Source organism: Bacillus sp. SG-1 (assembly GCF_000181495.1).
Lineage (GTDB): Bacteria > Bacillota > Bacilli > Bacillales > Bacillaceae_B > Rossellomorea.
Map to the genome: position 1 here is coordinate 1 of NZ_ABCF01000055.1, position 19,301 is coordinate 19,301.

The 19,301-nt window shown below is 42.1% G+C and carries 18 protein-coding genes and 1 pseudogene; 3 read left to right on the forward strand and 16 right to left on the reverse strand.

The genetic code is table 11. From position 1 onward, the window contains the following. Positions 1-15 precede the first annotated feature (15 nt). The 5 genes from BSG1_RS15440 to dinG form a co-directional block, all read right to left on the reverse strand. Positions 16-1,215, reverse strand: coding sequence for a pyridoxal phosphate-dependent aminotransferase (locus tag BSG1_RS15440; RefSeq protein WP_044022999.1), 1,200 nt, complete (start codon positions 1,213-1,215; stop codon positions 16-18). A 15-nt stretch (positions 1,216-1,230) separates the two neighbouring features. Continuing rightward, on the reverse strand, positions 1,231-1,704 hold the full coding sequence (locus BSG1_RS15445) for a cell wall elongation regulator TseB-like domain-containing protein (protein ID WP_006838065.1): 474 nt from the start codon (positions 1,702-1,704) through the stop codon (positions 1,231-1,233). Between the two features lie 12 nt (positions 1,705-1,716). After that, the gene (locus BSG1_RS20485) at positions 1,717-1,887 is read right to left on the reverse strand and encodes a YpmA family protein (protein ID WP_006838066.1); all 171 of its coding nucleotides are present in this window, start codon (positions 1,885-1,887) and stop codon (positions 1,717-1,719) included. Between the two features lie 188 nt (positions 1,888-2,075). Next, positions 2,076-2,906 carry a hypothetical protein gene (locus BSG1_RS15450; RefSeq protein ID WP_044023000.1) on the reverse strand — a complete coding sequence of 277 codons (831 nt, stop codon included), beginning with the start codon at positions 2,904-2,906 and terminating at the stop codon, positions 2,076-2,078. 102 nt (positions 2,907-3,008) lie between these two features. After that, complete coding sequence (dinG, locus tag BSG1_RS15455; protein WP_006838068.1) at positions 3,009-5,810, reverse strand: ATP-dependent DNA helicase DinG; 2,802 nt, start codon at positions 5,808-5,810, stop codon at positions 3,009-3,011. Between the two features lie 641 nt (positions 5,811-6,451). Between dinG and BSG1_RS15460 the strand changes: the two genes are divergently transcribed. Then, entirely contained in the window at positions 6,452-7,711 is a 1,260-nt protein-coding gene (locus BSG1_RS15460; RefSeq protein WP_044023001.1) for a S8 family peptidase, read from the forward strand. Between the two features lie 199 nt (positions 7,712-7,910). On the opposite strand, the gene panD is transcribed toward BSG1_RS15460, so the two are convergent. From panD to BSG1_RS15510, 10 genes are all read right to left on the reverse strand, one after another. Beyond that, positions 7,911-8,294, reverse strand: coding sequence for an aspartate 1-decarboxylase (gene panD / locus BSG1_RS15465; RefSeq protein ID WP_006838070.1), 384 nt, complete (start codon positions 8,292-8,294; stop codon positions 7,911-7,913). Then, the gene (panC, locus tag BSG1_RS15470; RefSeq protein WP_006838071.1) at positions 8,287-9,153 is read right to left on the reverse strand and encodes a pantoate--beta-alanine ligase; all 867 of its coding nucleotides are present in this window, start codon (positions 9,151-9,153) and stop codon (positions 8,287-8,289) included. The genes panD and panC overlap by 8 nt, the downstream gene beginning before the upstream one ends. Continuing rightward, positions 9,154-9,990 carry a 3-methyl-2-oxobutanoate hydroxymethyltransferase gene (gene panB, locus BSG1_RS15475; protein WP_006838072.1) on the reverse strand — a complete coding sequence of 279 codons (837 nt, stop codon included), beginning with the start codon at positions 9,988-9,990 and terminating at the stop codon, positions 9,154-9,156. It abuts the gene before it with no gap. Positions 9,991-10,310: 320 nt separating this feature from the next. Continuing rightward, positions 10,311-11,291 (reverse strand): biotin--[acetyl-CoA-carboxylase] ligase, encoded by a 981-nt coding sequence (locus BSG1_RS15480; protein WP_044023002.1) that lies wholly within the window; start codon positions 11,289-11,291, stop codon positions 10,311-10,313. Further along, the gene (locus BSG1_RS15485) at positions 11,276-12,463 is read right to left on the reverse strand and encodes a CCA tRNA nucleotidyltransferase (protein WP_006838074.1); all 1,188 of its coding nucleotides are present in this window, start codon (positions 12,461-12,463) and stop codon (positions 11,276-11,278) included. The genes BSG1_RS15480 and BSG1_RS15485 overlap by 16 nt, the downstream gene beginning before the upstream one ends. Further along, on the reverse strand, positions 12,438-13,598 hold the full coding sequence (bshA, locus tag BSG1_RS15490; protein ID WP_006838075.1) for an N-acetyl-alpha-D-glucosaminyl L-malate synthase BshA: 1,161 nt from the start codon (positions 13,596-13,598) through the stop codon (positions 12,438-12,440). The genes BSG1_RS15485 and bshA overlap by 26 nt, the downstream gene beginning before the upstream one ends. A 3-nt stretch (positions 13,599-13,601) precedes the next feature. Further along, positions 13,602-14,303 (reverse strand): bacillithiol biosynthesis deacetylase BshB1, encoded by a 702-nt coding sequence (gene bshB1 / locus BSG1_RS15495; RefSeq protein ID WP_006838076.1) that lies wholly within the window; start codon positions 14,301-14,303, stop codon positions 13,602-13,604. After that, on the reverse strand, positions 14,293-14,718 hold the full coding sequence (mgsA, locus tag BSG1_RS15500; RefSeq protein ID WP_044023006.1) for a methylglyoxal synthase: 426 nt from the start codon (positions 14,716-14,718) through the stop codon (positions 14,293-14,295). Before mgsA ends, bshB1 begins: the two co-directional genes overlap by 11 nt. Positions 14,719-14,781: 63 nt before the next feature. After that, positions 14,782-15,582, reverse strand: a complete 801-nt coding sequence (gene dapB / locus BSG1_RS15505) for a 4-hydroxy-tetrahydrodipicolinate reductase (protein ID WP_006838078.1) — start codon at positions 15,580-15,582, stop codon at positions 14,782-14,784. After that, complete coding sequence (locus tag BSG1_RS15510) at positions 15,569-15,922, reverse strand: nucleotide pyrophosphohydrolase (protein WP_006838079.1); 354 nt, start codon at positions 15,920-15,922, stop codon at positions 15,569-15,571. The genes dapB and BSG1_RS15510 overlap by 14 nt, the downstream gene beginning before the upstream one ends. 387 nt (positions 15,923-16,309) lie before the next feature. Between BSG1_RS15510 and BSG1_RS15515 the strand changes: the two genes are divergently transcribed. Continuing rightward, positions 16,310-17,182: a YitT family protein gene (locus tag BSG1_RS15515; protein WP_006838081.1), complete on the forward strand. Its 873-nt coding sequence runs from the start codon at positions 16,310-16,312 to the stop codon at positions 17,180-17,182. Between the two features lie 262 nt (positions 17,183-17,444). Further along, positions 17,445-18,804, forward strand: a pseudogene (locus BSG1_RS20490) (IS3-like element ISBsp2 family transposase). A gap of 59 nt (positions 18,805-18,863) precedes the next feature. On the opposite strand, the gene BSG1_RS15530 reads toward BSG1_RS20490, so the two are convergent. After that, positions 18,864-19,301 (reverse strand): zinc metallopeptidase (locus BSG1_RS15530; RefSeq protein WP_006838083.1); only part of this gene is annotated, 438 nt, incomplete at its 5' end.

Consider the following 19,301-nt stretch of genomic DNA (forward strand, 5'->3'; position numbering starts at 1 on the left):
TCACCGCTTATGATTTTATTTAGACTCTTCGATTTTTCGATTGACAAAAGAATGGATTCTTTCCAACGCTTTTTCAAATAAATCAAGCGATGTTGCATATGACAGACGAATGTTATCCGGTGTTCCGAATCCGGAACCTGGAATGACCGCTACTTCTGCCTCTTCAAGCAGCGCTTTTACAAATGAATCAACTGACTCATACCCTGTCATTTCTGCTGCTTCCTTGACATTAGGGAAAAGATAGAATGCGCCTTGTGGTTTAATACAGTTGAATCCAGGGATAGCATTCAATTTTTCAAAAACAATGTTCAATCGTTCCTCGAAAGCTTTCCGCATCTCCTCTACAGGCTCCTGTGTACCCTCATAGGCTGCAATGGCACCGTACTGGGAAGTTGTCGTAGGATTGGAAGTCGAATGGCTTGCTAGGTTTGTCATTGCTTTAATAATCTTAGCGTCACCGGCTGCATAACCAATTCTCCAGCCTGTCATTGAATGCGATTTTGAGACACCGTTGATGACCACCGTCTGCTCTTTCAACTGAGGAGAAATTTCTGCGATTGAAACATGTTGGTTTCCTTCATAGACTAACTTCTCATAAATTTCATCTGAAATGATGAGGATATTTTTCTCCAGGCAGGCCTGCCCGATTGCTTCCAGCTCTTCCTTGCTGTAGAGCATGCCTGTCGGGTTGCTTGGCGAGTTGATGATCACCGCTTTAGTATTGCCTGTAACTGCTTCTTTAAGCTGTTCAGGGGTAATTTTGAATTGATTGTCTTCCTTTCCTTCAATGAAAACTGGAACACCGCCTGCAAGTTTTACTTGCTCAGGGTAACTGACCCAGTATGGAGTTGGGATAATGACTTCATCCCCTTCATTGAGAAGGACTTGGAACAATGTATATAAGCCATGTTTAGCCCCGCTTGTGACAATCACTTCCGATGGCTCATAAGATATGCCTTGATCATCTTTAAATTTATCGATGATGGCATTCTTTAATCCGGCAAGACCGCTCGCCGGAGTGTATTTTGTATGTCCTTCTTCCATCGAAGCTGTTGCAGCTGACATAATATGCTGGGGTGTATTGAAATCAGGTTCTCCTGCTCCAAGCCCGATCACATCGATGCCTTGTGCTTTCATTTCTTTTGCTTTTGCTGTAATAGCAAGGGTTGTTGATGGTGTTAACGCGCTGACCCTTTCCGCTAATTCCCATTTCATCCACATTTCCTCCTATTAAAGATTTTCTATCTTCCTCCACCATTCTCCGGTCTCAAAGAGTAGATAATAATAGTTCAAATGCTCATTATCATCCAGATAAGTCAGCTCCCAAACAGGTCCGACGCTCTCCATTCCCAATTTGACTGAGAGGATTTCATTTACATCGTTTTCACCATTCAGTTTATTAATTGCCGCTTCTTTCGAAATGCCATCCGCCCATTTTTTTACGATAATTTCCTCATCTTTTTCCGGGACCCATACGATGATTTTGTCTCCCGATGTATTCTCGCCGGTAATGACTACATAGGAATTCTTTCCGTTGTATAGTGACACATCTTCGGTTGAGGCGATATCCGTTTCCGATTGCGCTCTTTGAAGAGCAACCTCAGCCTTTTCATTCACCGGTGATCTCGCATTTAAAAAAATTGCCGTCATTGAGCCTATGATTACAATGGTTGCAAATACTAAAAAAAATATAGTCTTTTTCATTTAATCACTTCTTTATGTACGATATATTGTAAAGATTGCCTGTTCCTGGTCCTCAGGATCAAGAGCCAGTCCGAACATCAGGTCTCTTTCTTTCAATGTACGGTTCAAGGCATCGACCACTTTATAAAAGTCAGGTGAATGCTGGATTTTAACTGTTGATAATACTTCAATCTTACTTTCCAAAGAAAATCCCCCTTACATCACAAAAATTGTTATTAATATTGACTCAGAGTTAAGACACAATAACAGTAGAACCATTACCCATTATAACAGCAAATAAGCCTAATCCGAACACAATCAACTAAAATAATTCTAATCCACACACATTTCTTCCGGGGGCTGTCCAACCAGTCCTCTTTTCTATGCATCCATTATCCAAGCACCTGGTTTTCTTCCGGAAAGGTTATAACTTCGTAGTTATTTTTATTAAATTTTATCGTAATAAGTCCATGTTGTCCTGTGAAATATACATCAATCCAGCTTTCATGGAACAACTCAAGTAAATCTGTATTGATATATCTTTTTTTCTCACGATAAAAAATGGCTGTCTGAGGATCAATATGATTCAACAGCCGTTCAGATAAAAGTTCGGTTTTATCATACAAAGGAACCTTAAGTATGTTAACGTCGTTCAACTGCTCATTGATTAAAGCATCTTCCGCAATATGGGAATGTGAACTAAGCCATAAAAAACGATGTGGCAAAGACGTTACAGTGAAATCCAGTCCTTCGTTTACTTGGTTACCTTCATACATAATGTCAATGGAGACCTCTTGATTAAGTTCAAGTTTATCTCCTTTAACCAGCGAACGGATATTCAGTCCTGGGATTAAAAAGCCTTCAGCAAGCTTAGAGCCTGTCAGTATTTCTTCCACTCCCCATTTTTCAGAGATCTCTTTGAGGGCTTCAGGATGATATTCTATAGGATCGGTGACCAGTACACCGCGAATCTTGTTTATACCATACTTGTTCAAGATGGACGCCAGATCCTTCAACTGTGTGCTTTCCCCTGTATTGACGAGATAGTTGATTCCCTCTGGGAGGTGTATGATGGCGACTTCACCTTTGGCAAACGGCAGGAACGAGAGCGCAAACTCATCAGGTTTCAACTTTAAGTCCACCTGCGGATCCGCTGCTATTATATTCCCTTCTGCAGATAAAAAAAACATCAACATCAGGACTGATATTAATAAGCGTCTCATGACTAACATTCCTCCCATATCACTTCTACATATAGAGTACGTTAATCATGAAAAATTATCCGGTAAGAAAGGTCTTACCGGATAAAAATCCACAGTGAACTTTTATAGCCATTCCTCAATCAATTCGACCATTTCGTGCAGTTCTCCCTGTCGTACCGGCATATCAGGAATGGAATCAAGGAAGGCCTTACCGTATCTTGCCGTAATGATCCTCCTGTCAAATACGATGACGATCCCCCTGTCAGTACTACGCCTTATCAGCCTGCCAACTCCTTGTTTGAACCGTAGGATCGCTTCAGGTAATGAATAATGAGAAAAAGGGTTTTTCCCTTCGTTCTTTAATAAATCACTTTTAGCCTGTGCAACAGGTTCATCCGGCGGGGAAAACGGCAGCCTCACCAGAACAAGACAAGATAGATCTTCCCCAGGAATATCCACACCCTCCCAGAAGCTGCTTGTTCCAAAAAGAATGGCCTTATCAAATCTCTGGAAATTCTTCGTCAGCCTCGTCCTGCTTCCACTGGAAATGCCTTGAGCCATCAAGACAAAGTCCTCAAGAAGGCCGCTGTCTTTCATCAGATCATGGGTTTTTCTCAACATATCAAAGGCAGTGAATAAGACAAGCATCCTTCCCTTTGTTGCCTGTGCCACGCCAATTAAATGCGTGGCTATCGCCTCGACATATTCATCCAGCGAGACATTTTGGATTTCAGGAACGTCGGTTGGGATAAACAGCTTCGTCATTTCGTTATACTGGAATGGAGAGGAAATTCTGACCGTGTCTACCTCTTGACCGGACAACCCTAACTCCTCTTGAAAGTATTGGAATGAATTCTGGACAGTCAATGTCGCTGAAGTCATAATTGCACATTGCTTTTCATCGAAGAAAGACTGTTTTAATTTTTCTCCAACAGATGACAGCTGAGATTGGATCATCAAACTGTTGGGAAGAGAACGCATATCGCCTTCGAGCCAAATGACATCCATTTCAGAAGGAGATACAAATATATCCCGGAAATTCAATCTCAATTCGCTCCACTCAACCATGAAACTGTAGAATTCCTCTAATGAAGCTTTCTCAGAATCGTCAAGAGCATTCTCCTTCTCCTTCAATTTACGTAAGCGGCTGTTCATTTCCGCTTCAATTTTCTTCATTCCTGAGATGACTCTTTCTACACTCATGACTGCCGGCATCCACTCCGATGACTTTAACAGCGAATGGGTCAACCTCATTTGGATTTTCTGTATACCTTTTCTCCTTTTCGAATGCTTTAGGAAAAGGGAGATGATGACTGAAAAACATTCTTCAATCTCTCTATAAAAATCATTTACAAGCTGATCTAACTCAAAAGAATGAAGCTCAGTTTTTACGGCATATTTCTCCAGCATATTTTCCAATTTATGAAACAGCTGCCTTTGATCCAACGCACCTAATTGCCCTATTACAAATTTTGCAGACAGGTAATCGATGACTTTTCCAAAGTGTGTCCTTGCCGATTTCTCCAAATGATGAGCTTCATCAATGATGACAGTATCATAAGCTGGCAACAGCTTTTTTTCATTCACCAGGTCGGCAAGCAGCATGGAATGGTTGGTTATGATTAAGTCCGCCTTTTTTGACATATTACGGGCATGAAGATAGAAATCCCTCCCGATCCACGGATCTTTCTTGATGTGCCAGCCATCATGCCTTATCCTGTTCCAGAACAACCTTCCCCCGCTGGTCAGGTTCAGTTCATCTACATCCCCTGTTTCGGTTATCGTCAGCCAGACAAGGATCTGCATTTTAGTTATGGCGATATCGTAGTGATTCTCATCCTCCGTCAATGACTGTTCAAACTTAAACAAGTTCAAGTAGTGGTTCTTACCTTTTAGAAGGACAGCATGAAAAGAGAAATCAAGCATTCCTTTGAGGAAGTTAATCTCTTTTGAAAGCAATTGCTCCTGCAGTTGAATGGTATATGTACTCAGAACCACAGGGACTCCTTGTTGTTTACTGTAGAAAATAGCAGGGAGCAAATAGCCCAATGATTTTCCAACCCCTGTGCCTGCCTCGATGATCATGTGTTTACTTTCTGTCATCGCTTCATACGCTTTATCCATCATCAAAAACTGGCCATCTCTTTTCTCAAATGCAGCTATAGTAGAGGACAATAAAGCCGTCTTATCCTTTTCTTCTACAGGAAAATGTATTTCGGACAAATCAAAATCGGCTTGTGGAAGATCGGCCTTCACTCTCAATGCTATTCCTCTAAACACTTCAAGGTCAGGGTTGATATCCGAAATGGACCTTCTTTTCTCAGTGAGAATGTTAGAGAATAGCAGGGATAAGTCACTTTTCAGCCAGGTCGACAGCTTCTCCAATTGTTCAAGCGTCACGAGCGGCAGCTTTGCAAGTTTTTCGATAAAGTGAATCAGCAGTTCTGCCGTTACAAGTGCATCACTATCCGCTTGATGCGGACGGCTATGGTTTAAGGAGAAACGGTCCGAAAGTTCTGTCAGCTTATAGCTGTCAGCAGTCGGCAGCGTAATCTTTGCCAGCTCAACTGTATCAAAAGATGGGCCTGAAAAAGGATTATACCCAGCCTCTTCTAATTCAGCTTGCAAAAATCCCAAATCGAACTGAACATTATGTGCACAAAAAACAGCCCCGTCCAATAACTCCAAAACCTTCGGAGCAATTTCTGAGAATTCAGGGGCATCTTTTACCATTCCATCATGGATCCCGGTTAATTCCTCAATAAACGAAGGTATTGTAATACCAGGGTTCACAAATGTTGTATACGAATCTACAACAGCTCCGCCTTGGACCACCATTGCAGCTAATTGTATTATTTTATCCCCTTTTTTCGGGGAATTGCCTGTAGTCTCTAAATCCACTACAACTATTTTATGAGGTACCATAAAATCACACAGCCTTTATCTTCTCTGTTTATATCTTCACAAGTGTACCATAATACCTCGCAGCAGAGCCAGAAGAGAGCCATTGAACAAATGTTATTATAGTCCAACTTTGATATACCATGGAAAATGGCCACGCGCCATTATCACAAGGCTCTTTTCGTAAACTTTGTTGCTATTAGATAAATACTCAAAAAAAAGAACCTTAATTAATAATGAATAGCCTGGTATGCCAGAAAGAAAAGAGCTACTCTTCCTGTTCAGAAGGAAACCCCCTTGTATACAGGGGAAAAATCCGGTTCTTGGGATTTTTCCGAAAGTAACAATGTTTGCGAATATATCCTACTACAAAAAAGAAACTGCAATCATATGCTCAAAAGAATATACCTATTTTTGTAATTTCAATAAGGTTAACATCCTAGTTTCTTCAAGAAAGAAGAAAGTACGAATACACGATTAATAAACCATTTATTGGAAAAATCACAAACTTTAGACCTGTAAATTGTACACCAATCATCATTTCCATACTTCAGCTTCAATTTCTTCCATGCTCTTCGTCCTCTATTCAACTCTCAAATATTCTGATAAGTTTTATTTGCAAGAAAACACAAAATATTAAATCACTTTAAGAAAGGATGTTGAGCATGAAACGAACATCAAAATTGTTAGGAACCTTATTGCTTGGAGCAGCATTAGTTTCTCCTTCTTTCGGGGCGCAGGCAGCCGAAAAAGCGCAGGATGGGGAAAAGGGACAGGAAAAATTCAGAGTGTACATACAATCTGAAAAAGGCAATTTCAAAAAAGAAGCAAAGAAGAAATATGGATCAAGATGGGATCTCGATGAGGAGACCTTTTCTACAAGTGTGAACCAAAGTCAATACGAAGCACTTCAAAAGAATAAGAATCTATCGGTACAAAAGGTGTCACAGGTACAAGTCATCCTTCCTGGAGGCTCAAATAAAGCCGTATCACCCTCTGATCAAACCCCTTGGGGAATTGAGGCAATATACGAAGATCCAGCCATTCAGGTAACTAGCGGCGGAGACAACGTTCGTGTAGCCGTATTAGACACTGGTGTAAAGACCAACCACCAAGATCTAGAAAACAGGGCTGAACAGTGTAAGGACTTCACTGGCCTTCTATTTCCTCTAAAAAACGGAAGCTGTTCTGATTTACATGGACATGGAACACATGTGGCCGGCAGTGTCCTTGCAGATGGTGGAGATAACGGCACAGGAATTTATGGAGTAGCACCCGATGCAAAATTATGGGCTTACAAAGTTTTGGGAGATTCGGGTATGGGCTTTTCCGATGACATTGCTGCAGCCATCCGTCATGCATCTGATGAAAGCAAACGTCTGGGGGTAAATCTCGTCATCTCCATGTCTCTTGGATCAGACGGAAAGGATGAATTGATTTCTGAGGCTGTAGAATATGCATATACTAACGGAACTCTTGTAGTAGCAGCGGCTGGAAATTCCGGACCGGATGAGAACACAATCGGGTATCCGGGAGGTCTTAAGGATGCAGTGGCTGTAGCTGCACTCGAGAATACCTTTGAAAACGGAACTTACCGGATTGCTGATTTCTCTTCCAGAGGTAACCCTGCGACTGACGGAGACTATGTAATCGGTGAACAAGACGTGGAAGTCTCTGCACCTGGACGAAATATCCTGTCTACATGGAATGACGGAAATTATAATACAATAAGCGGTACGTCTATGGCTACCCCTTACGTTTCAGGACTTGCAGCAAAAATCTGGGCAGAGAACCCGGCCCTATCAAACTCAGACCTGAGATCAGAACTGCAAAACAGGGCAAAAGCAAATGACATTCTTGGAGGTTTACATGCATCTCAAGGTGATGATATTGCTTCCGGTTTTGGTTTTCCGACTGTGAAGTAAACGAGTAAAATAATAGGGTTTCTTTAACGCCCACCATGAGAGTAAGTCCCTTCAGGCAAACATTCTTTTTCCGTTAGAGGAATGGAGCCTGAAGGGGTTTTTTTATAAAATTGACTATAACTGCATCCTTTTATCCCCCAAAGTCAAGACTGTGCCAATAAAAAAAGAGCGGGTGAAGTACACTCGCTCTTCCAATATCTTAGTATACAGTTGCTTCTGGTTCTGTTCCCAGCATCTCAACAATGTTATTATCTTTATCCATAATCGCCACTTTCGGTACATGAGTGTGGGCATTTTCTTCCGCCACCAGTTTGTAAGAAATGACGATGATCACATCCCCTGGCTGTACAAGTCTTGCAGCAGCACCATTCAAGCAGAATACCCCGCTTCCGCGTTCACCGGGAATGATATACGTCTCGAGTCTTGCTCCATTGTTATTATTGACGATTTGAACTTTTTCGTTTGGAAGCATCCCCACACTGTCAAGTATATCCTGGTCTATCGTAATACTTCCAACATAGTTCAGGTTTGCTTCGGTTACTGTTGCTCTATGGATTTTACCGCTCATCATCGTTCTAAACATTACTCTTCTCCTCCTGGGTTTTCGTGATGATTATATTATCGATCAGACGGGCTTTCTGGAATTTCACTGCCAAAGCAATGATTACCTCACCCTGCAGTCTGGTTATCTCTCTTAATTCCGGGAAAGAATAGATTTCAATATAGTCAACCACACCGTTCGTTTCTTCCCTAATTCTGTTTTTTATATGTGAAATAATCCTCTCCGGGTCGGATTCGCCTTCTGCAATGAGTATTTCTGCGTCTTTCAGGCTGCTATACAGCACTGGCGCTTCAGCTCTTTCTTCTTCAGACAAGTAGACATTCCTCGAGCTTTTGGCTAAACCGTCCGTCTCTCTGACAGTCGGAACCCTCACAATAGTAACCGGGAAATTAAGGTCTCGCACAAGGCCTTCGATGACGGCAACCTGCTGTGCATCTTTTAAGCCAAAGTAAGCCTTATCAGGGCCGACGATATTAAACAGCTTGGATACCACCGTCACTACACCATCGAAGTGCCCTTCCCGTTTTCTTCCGCATAAAACATCCGTGCGCTCGGTCACATGCATTGTAACGGAGGAACCGGAGTACATTTCTTCTGCTTCAGGAAGAAACAGCACATCCACACCTGAAGCCTCCGCAAGCTCTGAATCTCTTTCTGAATTGCGCGGATAACTTTCAAAATCTTCATTCGGCCCGAACTGTAATGGGTTGACAAAAATACTCATCACCACAATATCATTTTCCTTCCTTGCCTGTTCTGCAAGGGTTAAATGGCCTTCATGCAGGAAACCCATGGTAGGGACGAATCCTATCTTTCTGCCTTTTCGTTTTTCTGATAATAGGAACTCTTGAATGGAGGAGATTCTCGTGAATTTTTGCATTTATTTAGTTCCTCCATACAACGAATGAAGTTCTTCTTCTTTCATGGTGAATGTGTGACCCACCTCCGGAAAACTTCCCGCTTTGACCTCGCTATGATAATGTTGGAGCCCTGCCAGAGCTATTTCATTAAAATCACCGTATTTTTTTACAAACTTCGGTATTCTCTCGACCCCATAGGTCATGATATCGTGGAAAACAAGGACCTGGCCATCTGTCTCACTTCCGGCACCGATACCGATAATCGGGATGTTGACACTCTTGGTGACTTCTGCCGCAAGCTGACGCGGAATGCATTCCACCACAAGTGCAAATGCACCGGCTTCTTCGCAGCGTTTAGCCTCTTCAATCAGCTTTGCCGCTGCCTCTGCTGTTTTCCCCTGGACTTTATATCCTCCCAGCACTCCAACAGACTGAGGTGTCAATCCAAGATGTGCGACAACCGGAATACCTGCCGTTGTCAAATCTGCAATAGTGTCGATTACGTTGCCGCCGCCTTCAACTTTAAGTGCATGCGCACCGCTTTTTTGGACGATTTCCATGGCTGCCTGCAGCGTATCGCGCTTTGAGAGGTGGTACGTCATAAATGGCATATCCGTTACAATAAAAGAATCAGGCGCCCCTCTCTTGACGGCCTTTGTATGATGAATCATATCCTCAAGTGTAACCGCAACGGTAGAGTCATACCCCAAAACGACCATGCCTAAGGAGTCTCCCACCAAAATCATATCCAGACCGGCTTGTTCAGCAAGTTTGGCAGAGGGATAATCATATGCGGTCACCATCGAAATTTTTTCATTTTCTTTCTTCATTTTGATAAAATCGGATGTTTTTTTCATTTTCGTTTCCTCCTTTTTAATCAGAGGCGGCGAAACATGCATCACTAAAGGGCTTCCTTCGCAGAGGTTGGTTTATATATCAGGATCCACGGTAAAAGCCCAAACAAAAAGGGCCCCTTCAAAAAAGCAGAGGGATCCCGTTTAGTCATATTGAAAGTTTCGACCCTCCGTCCCTGTCCATATGGATCAAGGCAGAAATTTACTGTCTTTATTCAGTTATACGAAAGTGGTGCAGTTCGTCATCGATACTGCCCTTCCCTAAAAGAGTATAACAAATTAACGTTTGATTCAATAGAAAAAAAGAATTACAGAAAACGTTTTCACTTCAATTCAATATCCGCCGAATAAACTTCGTGGACTTGTCCCTCTGCATCTTCAATCCTCAATACCCCGTCTTCATTAATGCCCAGGGCTTTACCGTGGATGCTGCCAGTGATGGTCCTTGCAGTGATTTGCCTTCCGATACTGATGGCATAGCTTTCCCAGAGCAATTTTATCGGCGTAAAGCCTTTTTCCATATATAAGTCATAATAGATTTCAAGCTTTTCCATTACTCTTTGTATAAGTTTCACTCTTGACACTTTCTCTTGCTTCTCCATAAATAACGAGGTGGCAACAGACTGCAGTTCTTCCGGGAAATCCTCTGCCTTCTGATTGACATTCATGCCGATCCCTATAATGATTGAATTGATCTTATCGGCTTCTGCCTGAAGCTCTGTCAGAATCCCAGTCAATTTCCTGCCGTTAAGTAAAATATCGTTCGGCCATTTAATCTCAGGGCTTAACCCGCAAACCTCTTCAATGGCTTGTACTACAGCAACTGCAGCAATCAAAGTAAATTGAGGAGCTCTTTGAGGAGGAAGCTGCGGTTTGAGGATGATGCTCATCCAGATACCTGTGCCTTTTGGAGAGTGCCAGCTTCTCAAAAGCCTGCCTCTGCCTTCTGTCTGTTCATCGGCTATGACGGTGGTGCCTTCTTCAGCACCTTCTTGTGCAAGTGCATGGGCTATTTTCTGTGTAGAAGGCACCGATTCGATGTATTTAATGACTCTTCCTACAAACCTTGTCTTTAACTCCGGATTGATTTCTTCTTCGCTGACCCTGTCAGGTCCTTTCACAATTCTGTAGCCGCGTTTTTTCACCGCTTCAAATTCGAATCCTTCTTTCCTAAGCTCTTCGATATGTTTCCATACAGCTGTACGAGAGCAGCCGGCAATTTCCGCTAAGGTTTGTCCTGACAAGAATTCTCCGTCAGCTTTCGTAAATGCATCCATTAATTGTTTCCTTATTGGTGATTGCAAAGCCCTAACCACTCCCTGATAGTTGTTTTTTGATTTGAAACTTCACCTTGGATAACCGCTTTTTCGGTTTTTTCGATTATATCTCTTATCCAGGGACCTCCGCTTTTACCTGTCCACCCCATCAAATCGTTCCCCGTTAATGCCAATTCACCCCGGTCTTTAATAGGCAGCTTCTCATACATTTTTTTCAAGTCCTGTAAGTCTGTTGATTCGTGTGGGTCGACGACATGATAAACCTCCTGGACATCCAGGGCAATTGATATTCCCGCTAGGTATAGACTGTACTGATCCCATGGTATTTTCATTCTATCAGATAGAAACGAAACTCCCTTTGAAATGTACTTTATTTTCTTGGAAGGAAGGCGCCAATGCTCCAGTATGCTTTTGTCTCCCTTAGACAAATGAACGAGCATAATCCACATTTGTTCAGTTGAAAGGTGATTAATCGGCATGCCCGCAGCCGAGGTCACTACATTCGCTTTCAACCCTGGCAGAAATTGATACAGACCCGTTTCACTTAAAGACTCGAAGGATGCTTTTTTAAATCTGCCTCCCAATAGCTTTTCGAATTCCGCCGAAAGCCTTTCAACTGCTATGTATTTGAGAGTGTTTCCGTTTCTTTTTATACTCTCAAAAGTATCATTCTCCATTTTAAAACCCAATTGCGCCATAAAGCGAACTGCCCTCATCATCCTGAGGGCATCCTCTTTAAACCTTTCATCAGCAGAGCCGACTGTTCTGATCGTCTTGGCTTTAATATCCACCTCTCCACCGAACGGGTCATGGATGGTTCCTGAACGGTCCATGGCAATGGCATTGATCGTAAAGTCCCGCCTCTGTAAATCTTCCTTAAGTGACTTAATAAAAGTTACCGATTCGGGCCTCCTATGGTCTTTGTACTCTTCTTCACTTCGAAAAGTAGTAATCTCATAGGGCGTTTCATTATAAATAACCACCACGGTGCCATGTTCAATTCCTACATCAATGGTCTTTGGAAAAACACCCTTTACCTCTTGGGGAAGAGCTGATGTAGCAATATCAATATCATTGGTCGGCCTGTTCAAAAGAAGGTCTCTTACAGCACCTCCGACGAAATAGGCTTGATATCCTGCCTCTTCAAGTTTTTCCAGGACAGGAAGGGCCTGTTTAAAGAGAGTTGGAAGCATCTTCATCACCTATTCTTTCAGCTGCAAGCTTCCTGTAAATTTGTTCATACTGTCCGACTATCTTACTCCAATGAAATTTTGTCCTGGCAGTCTCCAGTGCATTTTCAGAGTATTGCTTGTAAAGGTCGTGTGAGTTCAGCAGTGATACTGCCTTTTTTGAAATTGTCTCAACGTCCCCTAGAGGACAAACATAGCCATTGACTCCGTCTTCAATCACTTCCGGTATTCCGCCAACGTCCGTGCCGATACACGGTACCCCGCACGCCATAGCTTCCAGTGCCACAAGACCGAAGCTTTCTTTTTGTGACAATAAGAGCATTAAATCACTCAATGAATAGAGCTCTTCCAGGCTGTCTTGTTTTCCAAGGAAGAGGACTTTATCTTTTAGGCCGAGTTCTTTTACAAGCTGGCATATGACCGTCATTTCAGGCCCGTCACCAACCAACAGGAGTTTCGATGGGATATGTTCAACGATTCTGCTGAATGTTTGCACAACATCCTCAACTCTCTTGACAGCTCTGAAATTAGAAACGTGAATGATGACTTTTTCATGAGGCAGGATGCCGTAATCTCTTTTCAGATGCTCTGAATCCACTTTGCGATAAACCCGCTCATCTATAAAATTGTAGACTGTTTCAATATCCTTATCTGGTTTTATCAGGCTGTATGTCTGATCAACCAGGGCATGGGATACTGCTGTTACATGATCCGACTGTTCGATTCCAAAGCGGATTGCCTCTGTTAAGGAAGGATCGTATCCCAATACTGTTATATCCGTACCATGAAGTGTCGTCACAATTTTCAGGTCCGTATCTGCCATTTGCTTTGCTAGTATCGCGCATACCGCATGTGGGACAGCATAATGAACATGAAGTATGTCCAGCTTCTCCCTTCTGGCGACAACAGCCATCTTATTAGCCAGGGCGATATCATACGGGGCATGTTGAAAGACAGAATATTGATTCACTTCAACTTGGTGATAATAAATATTCGGATACATTTTGTTTAGTCTGAAAGGCACACTGGAGGTGATAAAGTGAATTTCATGGCCTCTTTCCGCCAGCAGTTTTCCAAGTTCGGTAGCTACGACGCCAGACCCTCCGACTGTCGGATAGCAGGTGATCCCTATTTTTAATTTCATAAACTACTCCCCTAATAAATCCTTGTCGACAATCAAAGTATGATGAGCAAGGAATCCTTCTGCAAACGTCAGGCCGGCTGTTTTCCCCATCATTCTCTCCCTTGCTTCAACTGATTCCAGATACCCTTCAGTCAGAGGAGTTGAAACACTTCCTTCTGAACTGATAAATTGACTTTGATATGCTTTCAAGCTTTTTAATTTTATTTCAATGTAATCATTTATGTCTATGACAAAATCAGGATTATGAAAACCGTTAATCATGTAAAAATATAATGCGGTCGGTTTATGGGGCTCGCCCATTGAGTCCTCTCCATATTTTTTGATCCCAGCCGAAAAGTACGCTTCTTTTACAAGAGCAGATGCATTTCCGTGATCAGGATGCCTGTCAACTTCATATGGAGCAAACACGACCTTCGGTTTATACAACCTGATCATGCGTACAATTTCATCAATGTATCCTTTTTTTATGTATAATCCTCGGTCAGGCAAGCCGACATTCCTTCGTTCCTGAACACCGAGTATGGTTGCAGCTTCTTCAGCTTCCCGCTCTCTTGATTCCGGTGTACCATTTGACGACATTTCAGCTCGTGTTAAATCACATATGACGATTTTTTTCCCTGCAGCAGCGTATTTGGCCAGCGTACCGCCCATCCCAATTTCTACATCATCAGAATGGGCACCGAATGCCAGGATATCAACTTTCATTCCCGTCATTCTCCTCTTTATCCTTTTGAATATCGCGCCATTGAACATCTCCACGTTCAAGGCCTTTAACAAGGACTTCGGCTGTCCCCATATTGGTTGCCAAAGGAATAGAATATACATCGCATAAACGTATAAGAGCAGATACGTCAGGCTCATGCGGCTGAGCTGTTAATGGGTCACGGAAAAAGATCACAACGTCCATTTTATCATTGGCTATGTATGCTCCAATTTCCTGGTCCCCGCCAAGCGGGCCTGATTTAAATCGATGGATGTCCAATCCTGTTTCTTCATTGATTCTTTTTCCTGTTGTACCTGTTGCATATAATCTATGCTTTTGGAAAGTTTCTTTATAAGCTATAACAAATCGGATGAGATTATCTTTCTTCTTATCATGTGCAATTAATGCAATGTTCAACACGATCACCCCTCTTATAGAAGTGAAGCCGGCTGCACTAATGAAGCCGGGCCTCTGTATTTATTAATCCAATATATTTTCCAACCCGTAAACCAATGTATCGAGTTTCATAACTGTATCGACACAAACTTTCACACCCGACATAAAGGATGCTCGGTTATATGAATCATGACGGATAGTCAATGTTTGGCCGTCCGCTCCAAACATCACCTGCTGGTGCGCAATCAGACCAGGCAGCCTGACGCTGTGGATGTGCATCCCTTCATATTCTGCCCCTCTGGCTCCTTCTATCGTCTCTTTTTCACCCGGGTGCCCCTGTACCTTCGGCTGTCTTTGCGAAGCGATCATTTCAGCTGTCTTAACGGCTGTCCCCGAAGGAGCATCAAGTTTTTGATCATGATGCAGTTCAATGATCTCCACATCTTGAAAGTACTTTGCAGCCATTTGGGAGAATTTCATCATCAAAACGGCACCCACTGCAAAGTTAGGGGCAATAATGCACCCCAACTCTTTTTCTTTCGCAAGGTCAGTCAGTTCCTCTAATTGTTCCGAGGAAAAGCCAGTTGTACCTACAACCGGTCTTACTCCATGTTCTAAGGCTGTTTTCGTATGTAAATATCCTGTTTCGGGAGTTGTCAGGTCGATCAGTACATCAGGTGTATCTGCTTGAAGGCATTCATTTATATCTGAATATACAGGTATATCTGCTCCAGTGAATCCATCTAAGTCACTCAATCTTTTTCCGTTATTTTTATGATCGAGGGCACTGATTAATATAAAGTCTTCCGTTTCCTGTACCATTTTTACAGCTTCACTGCCCATCCTTCCCCTCGGGCCTGCTATCGTTACTTTAATTGGTGCCATTGTCTTCTTCCTCCTCTTTCCGTGTCCATCTGTCTTTATCTCTTGTGTTAAATTTATTCATGACTGTATTATGTGCTTTTTCCAGGTCAATCCCCAGGGAATTCGCGAGACAGGTAACAACAAATTGAATATCGCCCAGTTCTTCTTCAATGGTATTTTCTTTTTCAGTGCTCTTTTTAGGCTTTTCTCCGTAATAGTGGTTTATTTCTCTCGCAAGTTCACCCATTTCTTCTGTTAATCTGGCCATCATTGCCAAAGGACTGAAATAGCCTTCCTTAAACTGGCCTATATATGTATCAACTTCCTCTTGCATCTCTTTAATCGTTTTTTGCTTTTCCATATGAACACCTCGCTGATTTCTTATTTAATGTTAGCTAAAGAAACGTTTTTTGACAAATAATTAAACTAAGGTTATTTAAGAGGATAAGTTGATTTCAAAACAGGTACGGAAGTTTTTCAGGTTCACCATTCATAGACTGTATGTTGAATAAATCGATGCAGCAACAAATTGCACTTATATACGAAAAGAGACTTATTGATAGTTTTCATCTCTTCCTATATAATTGCTCTGTTATAAGTCAGTGCATAGTCTTACTTATTGGTGCCAAACATATGGAGAAGATAAAATAGATTTTCTTCCTAAGTTCACAGCAAGTTGAAAACTTGAGCTGTCACTTGTAAGTAATGCACGATCAGCTAGAAAACAACAGATTGGAGGAAATGAAAAATGATATTCGGGCTCAGAGCCAAAAATATATTCTTCATCCTGCTGGGCTCTGCCATTTTTGCATTCGGGCTTGTGCATTTCAATATGCAGAATGAACTTGCAGAAGGCGGGTTTACCGGTATTACACTGCTATTATATTTTCTTGCCGGCATTGATCCTTCTTATTCTAACCTTGCATTAAATATTCCTATCTTTTTTATCGGATGGAAGTTTTTAGGGCGGCGAGCCTTTTTCTATACCATTATAGGAACCATCAGTCTATCGGTATTCCTTTGGATTTTTCAGCGCTATCAGATGAGAATTCCATTAGAAGGAGACTTATTCTTAGCAGCCTTATTTGCCGGAGCGTTCCTAGGTGTGGGACTCGGCATTATTTTTAGATATGGCGGAACAACTGGCGGAGTTGATATCATTGCCCGATTAGTTCATAAATATGTGGGCTGGAGCATGGGAAAAACCATGTTCATCTTTGATGCTTTGGTCATATCCGTTTCTCTTATTACATACTTAGGCTACAGGGAAGCGATGTATACACTTGTAGCGGTCTTTGTCGGCGCACGCGTCATCGACTTCATGCAAGAAGGGGCCTATGCTGCAAGAGGGGCCATGATCATTTCAGACAAGCATGAAGAAATCGCCGACACAATTAATGAGAAGATGGATAGAGGGGTGACTGTTCTTAAAGGACATGGTTCTTTTACAAAGGAAAACCGAAATGTCCTATACTGTGTCGTGGGTAAAAATGAGATTGTCCGTTTAAAAAATATCATCAGTTTTGTTGATCCGCACGCCTTTGTCTCTGTAACGGTTGTTCATGATGTATTAGGGGAAGGGTTCACACTCGATGCCAACAAGAATCCATTGGAGGATTAAGGTTCCCCGGAAAGAACAATAGCACTGTACAGCAAAGGCAGACGTTACGAGAGAAAAAAGGCGATCTTACCTTATTTTTCTCTTGGGGTTATGCGATGCCGAAGGGCTGGGTTACGTTTCAATGGGTGTTTACTGTAAATGGATAACATAGTTAAATGTTTCCCATATTTCGCACATAAAAAAAACAGCGCCTCCCGGGATAAAATGTACCCTATAGAGTAGACACTTAAAAAAGTCTACCTATAGGGTATTTTTTTGTATAATGACAAATAGACAACTAGTAGAAATCGGGGAAAACACCATGAGTAAAAAAACATTCACAGAGAAAGAAATCAAACAATTATCCATTAATCCTTTTGTGAAAGCTGTAAGTGCTAAGGGAATTACCTACACAGATGAATTTAAACGCCAATTTATCGCTGAGAAAGAGAAAGGCAAATTCTCTAGACAGATCTTTGAAGAGGCTGGATTTGATACAGATATAATTGGTATGGCACGTATTCATGCCGCTAGTAAGAGATGGAGTGCTGCTTATAAAAGAAACGGAGTTTTAGGGCTCAATGACACAAGGAAAGGCAATTCCGGGAGACCTAGAGAACGGGAGTTATCCCTTGAGGATAAGAATGCTCGACTAGAAGCTCAAATACTCTAGGAAAATGAACTTCTAAAAAGATTCGATTCGCGGAAAGGGGGCTAAAGAAGTAGTCCTCTCCCCAAGTCAAAAGTTCATTCTCATCCGTTCCGTAATAGAGAAATATAAGCTCAAAAAAATGGTGAGATTCCTTTGTGGGGTCGCAGGAGTTTCCAGAAGTGCTTATTATAAATACTACTCTCCCGAGTCCCAAGAGCGTAGAAAACAACGGGAAGCAAGGGATGAGGAACTGAAAGAAATCATCTTAAAAGCATTCCGTCATAAGAATCGCAAGAAAGGGGCGCGTCAAATCAAAATGACTTTGGCGGGTCAATTTAAGATTGTCTTTAACTTGAAAAGAATTCGAAGAATCATGAAGAAGTATAACATCGTTTGTCCCTTCCGGAGGGCGAATCCATATAGGCGTCTAATGAAGGCCACCCAGGAACATTCAGTGGTCCCTAACCTACTGGAGCGCCAATTCAATCAGGGTAAACCCGGGAAAGTGCTATTAACAGACATCACCTACTTGAGCTATGGAAAAAGTTCAAGAGCTTATTTATCTATGATATTGGATGGTTCCAGTGGTGAAGCTCTTGCTTACCATGTGTCTGACAGAATGACTATGGAATTAGCCACAGATACCATCAAAAAACTAAAGAAAAACAAAAGGTTTAAAAAACATAAAGACTCACTCATCCATTCAGATCAAGGGGTTCACTATACCCATCCCCAATTTCAGAAAATGGTTAAAAAACTTGGAATCCGCCAATCAATGTCCCGAAGGGGAAACTGTTGGGACAACGCTCCCATTGAATCGTTCTTTGGCCACCTGAAAGATGAAACCTCTATTAAAACCTGTCTGACATTAGAGGATGTACAAAAGGAAATCAAGCAATACATGAATTACTATAACCACCATAGATACCAATGGAATCGAAAAAAGATGACCCCTGTACAATACAGAGATCATCTTTTAAAAGTAGCTTAGGCTTTTTTAAAATGTCCTTTACAAAGGGTACACTTTAGGGATGGGGAGCACTGTTTTTTTTATTCTTCCCCCTGCATTCCTGTGAAAATCAGGAGAAGGCGAAGCAGTTCAATAATTGCTACAGCTGCAGCTGCCACATATGTCATTGCAGCGGCATTCAATACCTTCTTGGCATGGCGTTCTTCTTCATTGCGAATTAGTCCAAGTGAAACAATTTGATCCATTGCCCTGGACGATGCATTGAATTCGACCGGCAGCGTAATCAATTGGAAAAGGACACCTGCTGCCATCAGGACGATTCCTAACAGAAGCATACCTGAAAGCTGGGTGAAGATCCCTATCAGGATAAATACCCATGACAGATTGGAGCCTATGTTGGCTACAGGTACAAGTGCATGCCTGAAACGCAGAAAGGCATAACTCTGACTGTCTTGAATAGCATGTCCTACTTCATGTGCAGCAACAGCAGCACCCGCCACAGAATGTCCATGATAGTT

Excerpts from the sequence above, each read along its gene's own strand:
- BSG1_RS15440 (WP_044022999.1), bottom strand. The coding sequence starts at position 1,215 with ATGAAATGGGAATTAGCGGAAAGGGTCAGCGCGTTAACACCATCAACA.
- BSG1_RS15445 (WP_006838065.1), bottom strand. The coding sequence starts at position 1,704 with ATGAAAAAGACTATATTTTTTTTAGTATTTGCAACCATTGTAATCATA.
- BSG1_RS15450 (WP_044023000.1), bottom strand. The coding sequence starts at position 2,906 with ATGAGACGCTTATTAATATCAGTCCTGATGTTGATGTTTTTTTTATCT.
- dinG (WP_006838068.1), bottom strand. The coding sequence starts at position 5,810 with ATGGTACCTCATAAAATAGTTGTAGTGGATTTAGAGACTACAGGCAAT.
- BSG1_RS15460 (WP_044023001.1), top strand. The coding sequence starts at position 6,452 with ATGAAACGAACATCAAAATTGTTAGGAACCTTATTGCTTGGAGCAGCA.
- panD (WP_006838070.1), bottom strand. The coding sequence starts at position 8,294 with ATGTTTAGAACGATGATGAGCGGTAAAATCCATAGAGCAACAGTAACC.
- panC (WP_006838071.1), bottom strand. The coding sequence starts at position 9,153 with ATGCAAAAATTCACGAGAATCTCCTCCATTCAAGAGTTCCTATTATCA.
- panB (WP_006838072.1), bottom strand. The coding sequence starts at position 9,990 with ATGAAAAAAACATCCGATTTTATCAAAATGAAGAAAGAAAATGAAAAA.
- BSG1_RS15485 (WP_006838074.1), bottom strand. The coding sequence starts at position 12,463 with ATGAAGATGCTTCCAACTCTCTTTAAACAGGCCCTTCCTGTCCTGGAA.
- bshA (WP_006838075.1), bottom strand. The coding sequence starts at position 13,598 with ATGAAATTAAAAATAGGGATCACCTGCTATCCGACAGTCGGAGGGTCT.
- bshB1 (WP_006838076.1), bottom strand. The coding sequence starts at position 14,303 with ATGAAAGTTGATATCCTGGCATTCGGTGCCCATTCTGATGATGTAGAA.
- dapB (WP_006838078.1), bottom strand. The coding sequence starts at position 15,582 with ATGGCACCAATTAAAGTAACGATAGCAGGCCCGAGGGGAAGGATGGGC.
- BSG1_RS15510 (WP_006838079.1), bottom strand. The coding sequence starts at position 15,922 with ATGGAAAAGCAAAAAACGATTAAAGAGATGCAAGAGGAAGTTGATACA.
- BSG1_RS15515 (WP_006838081.1), top strand. The coding sequence starts at position 16,310 with ATGATATTCGGGCTCAGAGCCAAAAATATATTCTTCATCCTGCTGGGC.